Annotated in this window: 5 protein-coding genes; all 5 read right to left on the bottom strand. The window is 66.5% G+C overall.

The window, feature by feature from the left end:
• Positions 1-1,277: 1,277 nt before the first annotated feature.
• Entirely contained in the window at positions 1,278-1,673 is a 396-nt protein-coding gene (locus ACQ86G_RS18975; protein WP_431256771.1) for a hypothetical protein, read from the bottom strand.
• A 90-nt stretch (positions 1,674-1,763) separates the two neighbouring features.
• Entirely contained in the window at positions 1,764-5,090 is a 3,327-nt protein-coding gene (locus ACQ86G_RS18970) for a LysM peptidoglycan-binding domain-containing protein (RefSeq protein WP_431256770.1), read from the bottom strand.
• A 17-nt stretch (positions 5,091-5,107) separates the two neighbouring features.
• A complete protein-coding gene (locus tag ACQ86G_RS18965; RefSeq protein ID WP_431256769.1) occupies positions 5,108-6,997 on the bottom strand; it encodes a hypothetical protein in 1,890 nt (629 codons plus the stop codon).
• A 94-nt stretch (positions 6,998-7,091) separates the two neighbouring features.
• Positions 7,092-8,531 (bottom strand): hypothetical protein, encoded by a 1,440-nt coding sequence (locus tag ACQ86G_RS18960; RefSeq protein WP_431256768.1) that lies wholly within the window; start codon positions 8,529-8,531, stop codon positions 7,092-7,094.
• Positions 8,495-16,774 carry a hypothetical protein gene (locus ACQ86G_RS18955; RefSeq protein ID WP_431256767.1) on the bottom strand — a complete coding sequence of 2,760 codons (8,280 nt, stop codon included), beginning with the start codon at positions 16,772-16,774 and terminating at the stop codon, positions 8,495-8,497. Before ACQ86G_RS18955 ends, ACQ86G_RS18960 begins: the two co-directional genes overlap by 37 nt.
• Between the last annotated feature and the right edge of the window lie 31 nt (positions 16,775-16,805).

Raw genomic sequence — 16,805 nt, 5'->3', positions numbered from 1 at the left:
CCGTCGTAGTACCAGAAGTCCGTCGTGAAGCCGCCGGGCTGCGTCACCCGGAGCGTGCGCGCCGCGGTGCTGTACTCGTAGTTCGTGATCTGGCCGTCCGCGCCCCAGCTCTGCGAGATGCGCGCCAGCCCTTCGCTGACGACCCACTTGAAGTTCTGCGAGGTGCCGTCGCTGTTGGTGATGCTGCGCAGCATCCCGTTGGTGATGTCGCTGGAGGCGACGTAGGTGTAGTCGGTCGTGTAGACCTTGCCGTCGGCGATCGAGCCGTCGGCAGGTGTCAGGTCTACCGTCACGCGCGACAGCCGGCCGTTGGCGTCGTACGTGTAGAGCGTCGTGGACACGGGCCGACTCTGTTCGTCGACGACGCTGACGCGCTGCAGCTGGTTGCCGCTGTATTGATAGACGATGCGGCCACCGGTGCCTGCGGCGTCGGCTGACATCCCCGACAGACGTCCGTTGGCGTCGTAGCTGAACACGGCGTTGAGCAGCGTCGGCGAGTTCCAGTTCAGCAATCGGCCGGTAGCCACGTCAAAGGTGCCGGACTGCGGGCCGTTGCTGAAGGTGGCCTGGGTGAGCTCGGCGTTGAGCGTCAGGTAGGTGTCGCCGCCCGAGCCCGTCGTGCTGACATAGCGGTTGGTGACCCAGGTGTACAGACGCTCGGAGCCGTCCTCGTTCGTGACGGTGACCGTGCTGCCTGCAGCGCCCCAGGCGCCGGCGGTGAGCCGCATCGACTGGCGCACGAACCCGGCGATCCAGTTGTCGCCGTTGTCGTCGTTGAAGCTGCCCCGGCTGTTGTAGGTGCGCAGCGCCTGCAGGTCGCTGCCCACGGCGGCCAGCAGGCCGTCCTGGTCCTGGACGACGAGGTTGCCGGTGTAGCCGTTGATGAAGATCTGCGTGTTGCGCAGACCGAGACCGCCCTGGTTCCACACCCCGGCCTGGTTCACCGTCCCCGTGAAGGAGGTGTAGTTCAAGCCCAGACCCGTGCCGCTGACAACGCCGACCATCTTGTTCGTCCCTTTGGTTGTTTGACGAGACGCGGACGGTCAAAGCCGCTTGGCGCCTCGGTATGGGCAATACATCCGGGGATTCGCGGCGCGGTTTAGCGCGGATCGCGGGCGGCTTGTAATCAGGTGTGACGTACTTTCGCGGGGGAAGGTGCGGCCATGTCACGCAGGCGCGGACGCGTCAATTGCGAACCGAGAAACCGCATGGGTCGTCCTGTCCAGTCCATCGAGGTCGCCGCCGACCAGCCCAACCTCTTCACGCGGGAACGCTGCTTATCTCGGAGGTAATCTTGGGGTGCAGTGGTAGGTCTGATGCGTCACTAGGCTGTCTTCGACCTGCAAAAGCAGCGATTGCTCCGACGCTTCGGCATCCTGCCAACCGATGTCGAAAGTTACTCGCCGCGAAATGCAGACGTCATCCGTCGCGGTGGATACGCGGTTGCAGACGATTAGCGGCGTAAGTTTCCATTCCCACCGCCCTACACCTTCCGCTACTGGATGAAGCAAATTGAGGTGCTCAATCCCGCACGCGAATCCCTCTTCGCGCATCTGGCGGATCACGATGGCTGAAGGATGCCCTTTGAAATCGTGACCAGCCTTGAAGTCCATGGCGTCCCTACGAAGCACGCGGGCCCCGGCCACGGCCTCGTCAAAGGCGTGGTCGCTCATCGGCTTTCCGGGCTGTCCCACTGCACATGCCGCGCACAGTGCGGCACAGGCAATGGCAAAGAGGTGAACTAGGAGTCGCATCTGATCCGATCAAATGCCGTCCTTGAACGACGGCTTTTGCGAAGCTCCTGATGGAATCTGGTTCAGCCAGGGGAAAGCTCGCCGCAGCGACCATACCTTGGAATCGTAGAAGTCTGCGGGCTTGACTGTGCTGGGAATCGTCGAATCCCCCATACGCTTGAGATACTCGTTGGTGACGAACGCCGCCGCTTCCATTCCCCGCTTGGTCAACTCATCCGCCTCCGCCGGTGGCAGATTGAAGAATACGCGCCCCTCCGCACGAGTCGACTCTTCGCTTATTGGTCCCCGGAAGAACGGAGACGGGAGGTCTTCGATTCGCACACCGGGAAGCGCGATAGAGGCCTCACGAACCACGTCACGGAAGTTCAACTCCATTCGCTCAGTCGGATTCACCCTTGCGCCAGGGTTGCTCGGTCCAAAGAGTTCCTGCACTCGCTCCGCCGCATCGATATCCATCGAGGTCCGCGCAGCGGCGCGATCCATTGCTGAGTTAATCGCCGACATGACTGAAGTGCGCTGTTCTTCTGTGAAGCTGCGATCGCTGATCGTTTCAAACGCGGAGATCAGTTGTCCCGCGACGGTCTCCACCTGCTTTCGCGAGACATAGTCAGGCTCACTGCCGTGCGCGCCATGCCCCCATGGCGCCGTAAAAGTTCGATATTCGCCCGAGGCCACTTCACGTGAATGGAAGACCGAATCAGCAAGACCATGAAGAGCAATCCCGACAATCGCATTGTCGTCCTTGTTCTCAGCAATCAGTGACTGATAAAACTCAAGATTCTCCTCCAATGTCCGTCCATTCAAGGCATGCAGCCCGCGTTGCGAAACCAGCCCGACAACCGCTGGAGCATAGTCCGGACCAGTGGCCAGATACCGGGTCCCATTGTTGAAGGCGTCCATCGCAGCATTCTGATCCGCAAACTGCGAGTACGAGATGATTTGCGACATCCGCTCGCTCGAAATACCGGCGGCGTCTGCGATCAAGGCCGGAAGGTAAAAATGCCCTCCCGCCTGACCAGTTTTGACCGCTCGAGCTTGTCCGCCGAGCTCCCCGTAGACGAGCCCAGACAGCATCGCTGATCTGCCAGCGTTTGTCTGGTCAGCAGCAGCGCGTTGACCAGCGTCGACTCGCTCAGCGTTGGTGCTCTCGATGTCGGCGCCGTTCTGATAGTTCTTTGCGGACCAAGGTCCTTCGCCCTGCTGGTTCAGGCGATCGCTGATCGCCTGCCCAACTCCCTGCCCCAACCCCGACGCGAACGACTGCGACATCCGCGCCAGCGTGGTCGACGAGTTGTAGCCCATCACCTGGCTGCTGGCCCACGAACCGACAGCCGAGGCCGTCGCCATCTTCAAGGTCTGACCGCCGGTCACGCCCTTGAAGGCATCACCCAGGGCCTGTCCGGCCAGATACCCCGCGCCGGAGCCGACCGCCGACGCGCCGACTTCCTTCCAGCTCCACTTGCCCTGCATGGCCTGCGTGACGCCCGAAGTCAGCGCACCGCGGGCCACCGCCGCACCGAAGTTGTCGGTCTGCTTGAGCCATTTGGCGGCCTCCTGTACCGACTGCCCCGCCGCCGATGTGTCGGCCAGCGCGCTGAGCCCCTCCGCGATCCCCGCCGAGAGCGCTCCCGATACCGCGGCCTTGCCCACCGCCTTCCAACTGAACTTCTCCACGTTGCCTGTGGCCATGCCGACGAGCTGGCTTGCGGCCGAACCCGCCGCAGCGCCGACAGCACCGGCGAGGATCGGGCCCAGCGTCGCGGCCGCCGCTCCCGCCGTGACCACGCTCACCACCACCGCCACCACCACCATCAGGATCACGCCGATCCCGCCGCAGCCCTTCTTCGCCGCTGGCGGCGGTGGCGGTTCCGGCAAGGTCGGATCCACCCGCCCGATCGCATCGCCCGGGTTGTACGGACGGAAGGTCGTCGCGTTGTTGTGGATGTTGGTGACCTTGTTCGGGATCACCAGCACCTGGCCTTCGCGCAGCGCCTCGTTGCCGCTCAGGCCATTGACCTCGGCGATCATGTACCACATCGCCGAGTCGCCCCACACGCTCTGCGCGATGGAACTCAAGGTGTCGCCGCCACGCACCGTGTAGCTCGACGACGCCGCCCCCGGATAGCCCGAGTTGACCGGCTGGTAGTTCTGGTCGAAGTCGGCCGTGTTCACCGGCACCGGGCTGCGGTCACGCTTGCGACGCTCCTCCGGCGTCAGTTCGCGCTGCGCCATCTGCTCGACGTAGGTCAGTTGCGACTCCGCCTTGCCGTCGTTCCCCACGTCGCCGACCAGGTGGCCGTCCGCGTACAGGAACCGGTGGGCCAGCGGCACCGTGGCACCGGCGCGGTACTCCTCGCGCAGGATGACCACGCCTTGCGCCGTCGTCATGAAGCGACGCCGCACGTTGGCGACCAGATCGAACTTCTCCCGCAGGTGGCCGTTGGAGTTGTAGGTGAAGGTCGTGACCCCCGATCCCGAAATGCCCTGCTGCGTCGACGTGATCTTCGTCTGCTTGGCCGCATCCCAGTACTGGTACTCGTAGGTCGTCGTGACCGTGTCGAACACCGTCTTGGCCAGCGCACCCGTGCCACCCGCACTCGCCGTGCCGATGTCGGTGGATCCGGCCTGGTAGTACAGATAGCTGCGGTTGCGCGTGACGTTCTTGTCGTCCAGCACCTTGTCCAGCTGCAGCCGGTTGTCCGCGTCGTACACCGACGACGTCGACTGGTAGAACGTGCCGTTGTCCTTCCACTCCTTCATCTGCAGCGTACGGCCCGAGGCATCGTTGCGCCGGCGGTTGATCAGCACGCCGTTCGCCAGCGAATCCTCCAGGTATCCGTCGGCGGAATAGGTGTAGGTCTCCACGCGGTCCACGCCGTTCACGGTCGTCGTCGCCGAGGTGCGCTGACCCAGCGCGTCGTACCCGATGCTCACGCCGGTGCCGCCCCGGACGATGCGCCCGTTCGTGTCCGTCGCCGACGTGCCCTGCATCGTCAACGACCCCATCGTCGTCGTGAAGCGGTTCATCTGGTCGTAGGTGTACCAGAGGCTCATCTGCTGCCCGGTCGCCCCGGTCACCGTCCAGTAGGTCGACGTCGCCGCGCGCCGGTTGCCGACCGCGTCGTATTCGTAGCGCAGGTCGTAGCTCTTGGCGTCACCGTCCCAGGTCCGCGCGATGCGGTTGAGCTCGTCGAACTGGACGACGCTCGCCTGGATCACCGAGGTGACCTGCTCGGAGTTCGCCGCGATCTGGCCGTAGCTCTCATGCGTGCGGTTGCCCGCATCGTCGTAGCCGTACTCGGTGAACATCCGGTTGTCCGCGTTCAGATCGAACACCTTGTAGAGGAGACCGCTCAGCGTGTAGTCGTAGCGGATGCTCTGACCGCTGCTGCCCCCTGCGACAGCAGCTTGCCCGACAGCCCGTAGTGGTACGCGTACTGACGTCCCTGCAGATCCTGGTGCCAGGTCGTGCGGCCGAAGTAGTCGATCTCGTCGACCAGCGTGCGGCCGTCCGGGTTGTAGGTCGTGCGGCGGTAGCCGCCCAGGTTCAGGTCGCCGACGCTGAGCACCGGGTCCGACACGTTGCCGGCCTCCACGCGCACATAGTCGTAGCGCGTCTCCGCACCCGATCCCGACACCGTCTTCACCACGCGTCCGAGCGAGTCGTAGAAGGTCTTGTCGACCACGCCCGACGCGTTCGTATGCGTGATCCGCTGGCCTTCCAGGCCGTAGGTGAAGCGCTCGAACAGGGTGGCGTCGACCGCCTTCGCGCCGGTGAACTCCCCGTTGGTGAAGTTCTGCGCCCGCGTGATGCCCAGCCGCGACACGGTGATCAATTGGCCGAGCTTGTCGAAGTCCTGCAGGACCACGTTGGCCAGTTCGTTGGTGATCTTGCGGTTGTCCAGGAATACGTCGTAGGCGAAGGAGCGCGACGACCCGTCCGCATTGAACCGGGTCGCCGCCTGCTCGCTGCCGCCGACATACGACTGCCGGCTCGTGTAGCCGTTGGCGTCGGTGCTGGACACCGTGCGCCCCAGCAGGTCGTAGCCGTAGCTCGTCGTCGGACGGGTGCGGCGGATGAAGCCGTTGGCCAGTGTCTCGAAGGTCTGCGGATCCTTCTTCGAGATCAGCTTGCCGAGGGCGTTGTAGGTGAAGGTGGTGCGCACCGCCGACTCGTCGACGGCATAGAGGCCCGCCTTCGTCGGGTCGTACAGGTCGACCATGGCGCGGGCGCGCTTCAGTGTGCCGTCGTCGTACTCTTCCGCGATCTCGCCGAACGCGTTGTAGGTCTGGTAGCGGCGCAGCTGGGCGCTCGCGACGAACTGGGTCACGTACTGCTTGAACTCGAACGGCTTGTCCACCGATCCGCCGACGGTCAGCACGCCGTCCACCGGCTTGATCGGATCGCCCACGACGTCGGTGGCCGGCTGCCCTCCCGCCGTCAGGATCTCCATGCGGTAGTTGAAGTCGGTCGAGGTCTCGAACACGCGTCCGCCCAGCGGCCGCTGCCAGACGTAGACCATCTGCGTGCCGTTCCAGGTGCCGTTGAGGTCGACCGTGGTGCCGTCGATCGTCAGGCGCATCCGGGTCGCCGCCTGATGGCTCGGGCCGTAGAAAGTGATCGGCGCGAGCGGGGTCCGGTCCGACACCGGCGTGCCCAAGGTCACCGCGCGGGTCGCCGACACGCTGAAGTCGCCGTGCCCCTTCGCGGAGACCACCGTGTCCTTGCCGGTGATCACGTACTCGTAGTCCCAGGCCAGGTCGGCGCCGGACTGCGGCGTGTAGTCGTCCAGCAGCAGGTTGCGCGCGGTGGTCCCTTCCGGCAGCGTGATCCACGTGCGCCACGCCCCGCCCTTCGGGCGCAGGCGCACCTGCACGAGATCATCGACCTTCGCGTCGATCCGCAGGAACGACGGCTTGTAGGTCGGCTCGCGCATCACGTAGTTGGCGACGCCGTTGTCGGCGACCGTGAAGGTACCCTTGCCGATGTAGGTGACCTGGTTGGCGTCGTTGGTCGCGGTGAAGTCGACGTCGAAGGTCTGGTTGCGGTCCGTGGCGAGCAGCGGGATCACCATCTTCCCGTTCGCCATCGTCACGCTGCGGTTGTCGATGGTGCCGTTGCGCAGCCGCAGCTGGACGCTGGACAGCTTCGTCGAATTGGGGATCGTGACCTCGAGGCTGGTCCTGCCGAAATAGGCGTTGTTGAAGGTCGGCACGACGACACTGCCGTCCGTCCTCACCACGACCGTACCGGAGAAGGCCCCCGTTCAGGGTCGGCGTACTCGATGGTGATCGAGGTATCGGCGCTGCGGTTCAGCCAGTCATACAGGTTGAGCGTCAGTTCGCCCGACCCCCATCGGCGCGGGTCCGTGTCCGACAGCAGATAGACCTGCCCCCCACCGTCAGCTTGACGTTCCCTGCCAGGTTGGGAACGCCGAGATTGGCGATGGCGGGATAGCTGGTCGCGCCCACCGCCGAGACATTGGAGCGTCCCGTCGTCATCGCGCCCTGGCCCTGCGCAGCCAGGCGGCGTCCGGTGCCCTCGCCGGCGAAGACCCGGTAGACATAACTCACCGGCGCTGAACGGCTGAAGGCCGACCGGCCGACCCAGCCGCTGAAGTCGCTCTCCGAGACGGTGAAGGCGCTGGCGGAGCCAAGTTCACGCGTCAACCTGCTGGTCTGGCCGTTGTAGCTGATGTCGAACTCGACGACATACTTGCTGAACGCCGGCGAGCCGGCGACTGCCTGGTAGTCCGGCGAGAAGGTGAAGTTCTGCGGCCCAGTCGGCGTGCGGTAGATCGGGTTGCTCCGGTCCCAGGGAATCCCGCCCCCTCCACCGCCGTGGTAGGAGCCCGCGATGAACTGGCCGTTGGTCTCGATCACATACTGATAACCGGAGTCCGCACGATTCCACAAGCCGCCATCGATGTCCGTCAGGTCGATGAATCCTCCGGAATACGGGATCGGTCTGAAGTTCTCGTCCGCGCCGTAAAAGCGCAGCCAGATCAGGCCAGAAGCATGGGCGGGCGTATTGAGATAGATGGCGGCATGGCCGTTGGGCATCCCGCGGAACTCGACGGGGTCGAGTTGGACCGCGGTCAGGGCGCCGGCGGACACGTTGCCCGCGGCGCCGACGGTGACGACTTCCTGCATCACCTTCTGGACAGCGCCGTCTGCGTTGTACGTCCGGATCTCGATCGTGTAGCTGCCCTGGGCCCAGCCCTGCATGTCCAGCGACTGGACGGTGTCCAGCGCCCCTGTCGGCCCGGTATAGCCGGGGTAGGTGTAGGCGTTCAGCGTGGACAGGGCGAGCGGCGTCGGATCACCAGCCGCCCCGCTGCGGCGGATGACTTCCACGCGGGCATCCGAGGACTTCGGGATCACGAGGCGGCTCGGATATTCCATGCGCCACGAGTAGGTAGGCAAGCCGTAGAGTTCCGGGCTGCCTGCGCCGCGGATCTGCTTGTCCTTCTTCACGGAGACAACCAGCGTGCCCAGCACGACGCCCTTGCCACCGATCTTGCCGACCAGGTCGTAGCGTTCTTCGTTGAACTGCGAGCTGTTGACCCACTTGGACTGGCTATCGATGATGATCGGCGGGGCGCCCGGGGTGAGCGTTCCGGCCAGCGAGTTGCCCGGCCCCACGTCGGGGCCGACGCGCCGCAATTCGTAGGAGGCGTTGTCAGCCAGCATCGGGAAACCGGCCGGCAGGGACAGCGGCATATTCGTCAACGGCCGCGTCATGCTGGCGTCGACCGGGTAATTGCCGTTGTGCATGAACGTCCCCGACCATCCGGTCGTGAGCGCGTAACCGCCGCTCCCCGGCACGGTCTGGCTGCTGACCTTGGGGATCTCGCTGAGGTCGGCAAACGGATAGTTCGTCCCCCCGAGGCCGAGGACGCCCCGAGCGGCGTCTGTCCGGTCGGCGTGCTGACCGGCGTCTTGCCGAGCGCGCCCGAGCCGCCCGTCGCGCCGGTGTAGTCGGCGCCCTGCACCGGGTTCATCGAGATCGCGCCGTACAGCGGACTCAGCTTCTGCAGCAGCGCCGACTGACGGGCCGCTGCAGTCAGCTGGAACTCCGCCGCGAAGTCCACCGTCTTCAGCAGCTGGTTGCGCTTGTCGTGCACGCTGAAGGTGTGATTCAGCCGCGCCAGGTCCGCCGCCGCATCGCCGATCGACATCGACCGCAGGTCCAGCGTGGCCTGCGCGCTGACGATCTTGCGGGTCGCATTGCCGTTGCGGTCGTACAGCGTGACCGCGATCGCGCCGCCGTCGCTGTTGTTGCGTTCGACCTTGCCCAGCACGTTGTACTCGGCGAATTCCTGCCAGCCGTCGCCCATCCCCTTGCCGGTGATGTCGCCGAAGACGTTGTAGCGCGTGCGGCGGATCTCGCCGGTCTGCGCGTGGGTCGCATCGCCGTCGTACTCGGCCGTCACCCGGCCCATCGCGTCATAGGCATAGCGCTTGACGATGTCCACCTTCGTGGCATCGGCACGGAGCACCTCCTTGGAGGTCGAGCGTCCCACGCGACCGTAGGCGTCGAGCTCGACCAGCGTGTAGTGCCCCTCGGCATCCGCGGTTGCCGTGCGGTCGCCGTTGGCGTTGTAGTCGAACCGGGTGATGCGGTCGTCGCCGGCCTGGCCGCGCTGGATCGTGCGCGACACCAGGCCCAGTCCGTTGTACTCGGTGTCGGTGACCGGCGTCACCCAGCGCGTCTGGAAATCGCTGAAGCCCGGCGCGGTGCGGCGGATCTCGCGGCCGAGCTTGTCGTACTCGACGACCGTCTCGCTCCAGACCTGCGACGCACCGTCCGGCGACAGCCCGACCAGGTCGCGCTGCTTCCTCACGTTGCCCAGGCCGTCGTACTCGTAGGTCGACACGGCATCCATCGTCACGTTCACGGCCGCGCCGGTCGCGTTCAGATAAGTCGACGCCACGCCCAGCACCCGCTTCTCGGTCACGCGTCCCAGCGTGTCGAGCACGAAGCGCGTCGTGCGCGCCTGGTCCAGGCTCAGCCCGGCGCGCAGCGTCGCCGGATCTCGCAACGCGGCGGCCTGCTGGCCGTCCGTCTGCACCGCATAGGCCGCAACGCGGCCCGCGTACTTGACCTCGGCCGTGGCGACATCCTGGAAGGCCTCGTAGTCCCAGCCCACCGCGTACGACTCCTGGTCGATACGCAGCACCTTGCGGCCGATCTTGTCGTAGTAGCTGTAGACCGAGTTGCCGCGACCGTCGATCTCCTGCACGACGTTGCCGACGGCGTCGTAGACCAGCCCTTGCAGACGCACGGTGGTCGGCACGGACAGCGGCGCGACGATGTCGTTCGAGCTGGGATTGGCCTCCCAGTAGCGGACGTTCTCCCGCGAGACCTCGACCAGCCGGCCGAGTACGTCGTAGGCCTTCACCGTGTTGCGATCGACCGCCGCATCGGCGGGCGGCGGCGTCCAGTTCGATCCGTCGACGACGGTCACCGTGCCGCGTGCGCTCTCACGCACGACATGGCCCGCCGCGTCGTAGTCGTAGCCGATGTAGCCGCCATCGGCGGCCACCTGTCCCAGCTTGTTGCCGGCCGCGTCGTAGCGGGTCAGCGAGCGTGCACCGCCGCTGACCTGGGCGTCATTGAGCCAGTTGCCGCGCGAGACCTGCTCCACCACGCGACCCAGCGCGTCGTAGCGGGTCCATTCGACCGGGATCACCGTCGAGCTGGTCTGGGCGACGCCGTCGAAGGCGGTGTATGCCGTGCCGATGCGGTGCGTCAGACGCCCCGCCTTGTCGTACCGGTAGGCCGTCGTGCGGCTGATCCAGCCGCCACGGCCGTCGGGGTTCACGGCCTCCACCGAGCTGGTCCGGTTGCCGAAGGCGTCATAGCCGTAGCGGTTCACCACCGCCGCGCCGTCCACCGTCACCGGCAGCGTCTCCGTGATCACGTTGCCCAGCTTGTCGGTGTTGAACACCGCCGTGCCGCCGACCTTGTTGGTCACCTGCTTGTCGAAGCGGTTGCCGTTGACGGCGTACTGCGTCGACTCGACGACGTTGCCGCCCTCGACGGCGGAGGTCGAGCTCAGCAGGCGATCCAGTCGATCGTAGACATTCGTGTTCAGCGCGTCCTTGGGATGGTCCGTCGTCGCGGGTTCCTGCCCCACGACCGGCGCGACCACCTTGTTGAAGTAGCGCCGCACCGTCGCGATCTGATTGCTGCCCGCGGTCCAGTAGGTCGTCCGCGTCGCATAGCCCTCGGGATCGACCTGCAGCGTCACCCGGTTGAGCTTGTCGAAGTAGAAGTACCCGACGTTGCCCAGCGGATCCGTCACCTTCACCGCGTTGCCGAAAGCGTCGTATTGCGTCGACGTGCGGAAGCCCGCCGCATTGAGCGTGGACGTGCGGCGTCCCGCGGCGTCGTACTCGTGCGTGGCGGTGTACTTGTCCAGCAGGGCCTGCCGGTCCGCCGCCGACAACTGCTCGGCGGACTCCGCCTTGCCCAGCCGCAGACGTTCCGCGCGCGCCCAGACGCTGTTGGTGGTCGCCAGCGCGACGCCACGCGCCTCCACTTCGCTCGTCAACCGTCCCTTCGCGTCGTAGCCGTAGCGCGTGGTCGACGCCGCGTCCGTGCCCTGGGCGAGGGTCTTCTCGATCACATGGCCCGCGTCGTCGTAGACATAGCCCGTCTTCGTCGCCTCGAGGCGCCCGTACGCCGCGATGCTGGCCTTCAGCCGACCGCCGGCGTCGTATTCGTTCCGGGTCTCCACACCGGTGGCGTCGATCGCGCTCAGGACCCGTCCCGCCTTGTCCAGCTCAACGCTGCTGACGTGATCGTCGGCACTGGAGGTCGGTGTGGCATCCAATGCCGTCGACGTCGCGTAGCGCAGCGTCGTTGTCCTGAGCCCGGCATACCGGGTCTCCGTGACGTAGCCGCCCGCGTCGTATTCGAAGCGCAGCCGACCGAGGGTGTCGTAGCGGAAGCTCGTGACCCGGTCCTGCACGTGGGCCGCCGGGACGCCCAGCGTCGCCGCGGTCCAGGTCGCGCCCGCGGTGCGCAGCGCCTGCATCGTGGCCGCATCGGCGACCCGCGCGAAGGCGGTCTTCTGGCGCAGGTTGCCCGCGGCATCGTAGGCGAGCACCGTGATGCCGCCCTCGGCGTCCACCACCGTCGTCGCGCGACCCAGCGCGTCGTAGAGGGTGCTCGTCACGCGGTCGTTCGCGTGGACGGCCGGTGCCGCCGCGCCGCCGTCCATCCAGGCGACCGGGTTCACCGGCGTCGCATAGGCGATCTGCTGCTTCACGCGGCCCGCGCCGTCGTAGCGGAACTCCACGACTGTGCCTGCAGCGTCGACGCTGAACTTGACCCGCCCGTCCTTGTCGAAGACCCGGCCCGTGACCTCGTCCTTGGCCGGCACGCTCGTCAACAGTTCCGCCACTGCCGCACGCGTGGGCTGCATACCCAAGGCCGTGAGGTTGGCGGCCGTCAACGACGTCGCCAGGCGCGTGACGCGGCGCTCGCGCCCTTCCCCGTCGTACTCGGTGTAGCGCACCGAGCCCATCGGGTCGATCTGATACACGAGGCGGTTCGCCTCGTCATACGCATACAGCGTGCGTGCGCTCGCCCAGTCCGTGCTCGATGTCAGGCGTCCCGCCAGGTCGTAGGCATAGGTCCGGGTCAGCTTCAGATCGCCGGCATTGACCCCGTCATCGGTGATCTCGGCCGTGCGGCGGCCCAGCTTGTCGTACTCGTACCGCGTGACGATGTTGTTGGGATCGGTGACCTTGAGCGTGCGGCCATCCGCATCGAGCTCGAACCGCGTCGTCAGCGCCAGGCCGGAGGGATCCACCGTGCTCGCGACCAGGCGTCCCGCCACGTCGAAGTTCTGGCGCGTCTGGCGACCGTCGGCCTCGGTGGTCAGCACCGTCGTACCGGTGTCGGTGTCCTCGTACACGTAGCTGGTGCCGAGGTTGAGTCCCGTCGGATCGACCGTGCGCGAGGTGAGGCGGTTCAGGTCGTCGTAGACGTACTTCGTGACCGTGCTGTTGGCATCGGTGGTCTCGACCACGCGGCCAAGGCTGTCGTACTTCGTGCCGGTGCTGTTGAGCGGCGTCGTCGTGGTCTTCAGCTCGCCGTTCTCGGTGTACGCGTAGGTCGTGGGCACGCCCGCGCCGTCGGTGGCGCTCTCCACCTCGCCGTGGCGGTTGCGCGTGACCCGGCTCTTGATGTTCTCCGGCGTCGTGACCTCCACGGTGCGCGCAGCGAGGTCATAGCGGTAGGTGGTCGTCTGGCCGTTGCCGTCCTTGGCAGTGGCCACGCGGCTGAACGCGTCGTAGGTCGTGTAGCGGTCGACCAGCGCGCCGTCGGTGGTCTGCACCACGCGGCCCAGTCGGTCGTAGCCGGTCTTGGTCAGGACGCCGCGCGCATCCAGTTGTTCGTAGACGCGGCCGAAGGCGTCCACCCGCGTGCGCGTGATGGCGTTGAGACCGCCGAAGTCATCGGTCCTGGCGACCAGCACCCCACGGCGGTCGTACTCCAGCTTGCCCAGCACCAGCGTGCCTTCCAGGCGGATCTGGTGCGACACGACGTCGGACTGGCCGAAGGCGTTGTAGGTCGTGGACGTGGTGTAGCCCAGCGCGTCGGTGGTGCTCTTGAGCAGCCCGCGCGCGTCGTAGTCGAAGACGGACTCCGCCTTGGCATACGGCTGGTTGCCGGCCGTGCGCTGCGCCAGCAGTTCCAGCACCGCGTTGCGGATCGCCGTGTTGGCCAGGCCGCCGTTCAGCCCGTTGAACGTCGTCGTGCTCAGCCGCCCGCCGTAGGCGATCGTCTTCACCAGCTGGCCGAGCCCGTCGTACTGGTTCTCCTGCACCTCGCCCAGGGCGTTGATCGTGTGGGTGAGCTGCCCGTCCTCGTTGTAGAAGAAGACGGTGCGCTGCGTGCGCGTGCCGTCGGAGACGGTCTGGCTGGTCTTGCGACCCGCCAGGTCATACGTATAGGTCGTCCCGTACTGCGCCCAGATCGCCTTGACCTGCGCCTCCGTCTGGCCGTCGACCAGCAGCGCCGCGCCGCGCGCGCTGAGCGTGCCGATGACGCGCCCCACCCCGTCGTAGATGACCTTCTGCGTGCGCACTTCCGCCGTGCCCACGGCCTTGGTCGTGGACACCACGCGACCTGCCGCGTCATAGGCGAAGGTCGTCACCGTGCCGTCGGCGTCGGTCTGCTGATCGAGCTGGTCCAGCGTGTTGTAGCGCCACAGCTCGGTGCGGTCGCCGGCGAAGCCGGACGTGCCCGAAGGCCGCCATGCGCCGGTGCCGCCGTCGAAGAGCGTGATCTCGCCCGAGGTCAGCGCCTTCGCATACCGCGTGCGCTGCACGACGTGGCCCCGCTCGTCGTAGACCTGCTCGGTGACATAGCCCTCGGCGTCGATCTCGCCGATGACGCGGTTCTGTCCGTCGTAGACGTAGCGCGTCGTCTGGTCCTTGGGCGAAGCTGCGGCCGGACGCAGCTGCGCCAGCGTGCCGGTGGCGCGTTGCGCGCTCGCCGTCGGGTCGGCGTAACGCACCCGCGCGGCCAGGCGGCCGGCCGCGTCGTAACGGTACTCGACCAGGAAGCCCTCGCCGTCGAGCTCGCCGAGCAGCCGGCCCTCGGTGGAGTAGAACGTGCGGGTCACGCGGTCGTTGTCCGCATTGGCCGCGGGCGTCGCGTTGGCCGCCGTGGGCGTGGTCGCGAACACGGTCAGGTCGATCGCCGTGGCGTAACGCACCGTGCCCACGACGCGACCGGTTCCGTCATAGCGGGTTTCCGTGACGAAGCCGGCGTTGTCGACCGTGCGTGTCGGACGGCCCGCCTGGTCGTAGATCGTCCAGTTGCGCTGGTCCTTGGCCGTCGCCGCGGGCCGGATCGCCGCCAGCGTCGGCGTCGTGGGCGGTTCCGCCCAGGCCAGGTTGGGCGTGGCGCCTGTCAGCGCCGCCAGCGGCGTCGCATACACGATGGTCTGGACCGGACGCTGCGAGGCGTCGTAGCGGAACTCCGTCACCGTGCCGTTGCCGTCGACTTCCGCGACCTTGTTGCCGCGCTCGTCGTACAGGAACCAGTGCAGAACGCCGGTGGGGTCCTGCGTCTTGTACAGCAGCCCGCGCGCGTCGTAGGAGTTCGTCGACGTGCCCAGCGCATTGCCGTTCTGCGTCCGCGTCACACCCAGCAGGCGACCCATCTTGTCGTAGGTGCTGACGGTGACCAGCCCGTTCTGCTCGGTCACCGTGGACACGTAGCCGTTGCCGCCGTCCTGGTGCACGTAGCTCGTGGCGATGCTGCCCTGCTGACGGCTCAGGACGCGGCCCAGGCCGTCGTAGGCGTAGGTGATCGACGCGCTGAGGCCGTCGGTCATCGTCAGCAGCCGGCCGCTCGCGTCATAGGCGTAGACAACGACATGCTGGCCGGCCGCCACGCCATTGCCCGAGGCGTCCGTGGACGTGTAAGCGGTCTCGCGCAGCTTCTGGCCGCGCAGGTCGTAGACGGTGTCCACGCGGCTGGTGCGGGTCTTGTCGGCGCCGTTGACCCAGGTCGTCAGCTGTGCCTCGGTGGGCGTCTGCGACACGGTCAGCGCGCTCACGTTGTACGCGCCGCCCAGGTAGGTGATCGTGCTCGTCGGCAGCTTGCCGGTGTAGCGCAGCTCGGTGACCACGCCTTCGGGGCTGAGCTTGAAGCGCAGCTTGCCCTCGGCGTCGTAGACATACCGTGTCGTGGCCGGTGCCGAGGCTTGCGCGGTGCCGCCGCCATCGGGGTCGGCGACCGCATAGACGGTCTCCGTGGTGAGCAGCCGGTTGACGTAGGTGCGACGGACCGTGTTGCCCGCCGCGTCGCGGATCAGGATCAGGTTGTTGTCGGTGTCGTAGTTGTAGACCGTGACGCCGCGGTCGTAGTCGGTGAAGGTGGCCTGGTCCTCGGTCGTGTAGTACTCGAAGAAGGTCCGCACGGTGTCGTTGGTGACGCCGTTGTTGGCGCCCTTGGACGGATGGCTCTGCTTGAGCCGGCCGCTGCCGTCGTAGTACCAGAAGTCCGTCGTGAAGCCACCGGGCTGCGTCACCCGCATCGTGCGGGATGCGGTGCTGTACTCGTAGTTCGTGATCTGATTGTCGGAGCCCCAGCTCTGCGAGATGCGCGCCAGCCCTTCGCTGACGACCCACTTGAAGTTCTGCGAGGTGCCGTCGCTGTTGGTGATGCTGCGCAGCATCCCGTTGGTGATGTCGGCGGAGGCGACGTAGGTGTAGTCGGTCGTGTAGACCTTGCCGTCGGTGATCGAGCCGTCGGCCGGGGTCAGGTCCACCGTCACGCGCGACAGACGGCCGTTGGCGTCGTACGTGTAGAGCGTCGTGGACACCGCCTTGGGCGTTTCGTCCATCACGCTGACGCGCTGCAACTGATTGCCGCTGTACTCGTAGACGATGCGGCCGCCGGTGCCGTTGGCATCCGCCGCCATGCTCGACAGGCGTCCGTTGGCGTCGTACTTGAACACCGCGTTGAGCAGCGTCGGCGAGCTCCAGCCGGTCAGCCGGCCCGTGGCCACGTCGAAGGTGCCCGACTGCGGACCGTTGCTGAAGGTGGCCTGCGTGAGCTCGGCGTTGAGCGTCAGGTAGGTGTCGCCGCCCGAGCCCGTCGTGCTGACATAGCGGTTGGTGACCCAGGTGTACAGACGCTCGGAGCCGTCCTCGTTCGTGACGGTGACCGTGCTGCCTGCAGCTCCCCAGGCGCCAGCGGTGAGCCGCATCGACTGGCGCACGAACCCGGCGATCCAGTTGTCGCCGTTGTCGTCGTTGAAGCTGCCCCGGCTGTTGTAGGTGCGCAGCGCCTGCAGGTCGCTGCCCACGGCGGCCAGCAGGCCGTCCTGGTCCTGGACGACGAGGTTGCCGGTGTAGCCGTTGATGAAGATCTGCGTGTTGCGCAGACCGAGACCGCCCTGGTTCCACACCCCGGCCTGGTTCACCGTCCCCGTGAAGGAGGTGTAGTTCAAGCCCAGACCCGTGCCGCTGACAACGCCGACCATGATGTTCGTCCCTTTGGTTTCACCAACGAGG

The sequence above is a fragment of the Roseateles chitinivorans genome, assembly GCF_050632145.1.
GTDB classification, from domain to species: Bacteria; Pseudomonadota; Gammaproteobacteria; order Burkholderiales; family Burkholderiaceae_C; genus Roseateles; species Roseateles chitinivorans_B.
The sequence above is the reverse complement of the archived record's forward strand: the minus strand, read 5'-3'. Positions and strand labels throughout refer to the sequence as shown.

What these genes read in the sequence shown, in the direction of transcription:
- ACQ86G_RS18975 (WP_431256771.1), bottom strand. Translation starts at nt 1,673, where the DNA reads ATGAGCGACCACGCCTTTGACGAGGCCGTGGCCGGGGCCCGCGTGCTT.
- ACQ86G_RS18960 (WP_431256768.1), bottom strand. Translation starts at nt 8,531, where the DNA reads ATGCACAACGGCAATTACCCGGTCGACGCCAGCATGACGCGGCCGTTG.
- ACQ86G_RS18955 (WP_431256767.1), bottom strand. Translation starts at nt 16,774, where the DNA reads ATGGTCGGCGTTGTCAGCGGCACGGGTCTGGGCTTGAACTACACCTCC.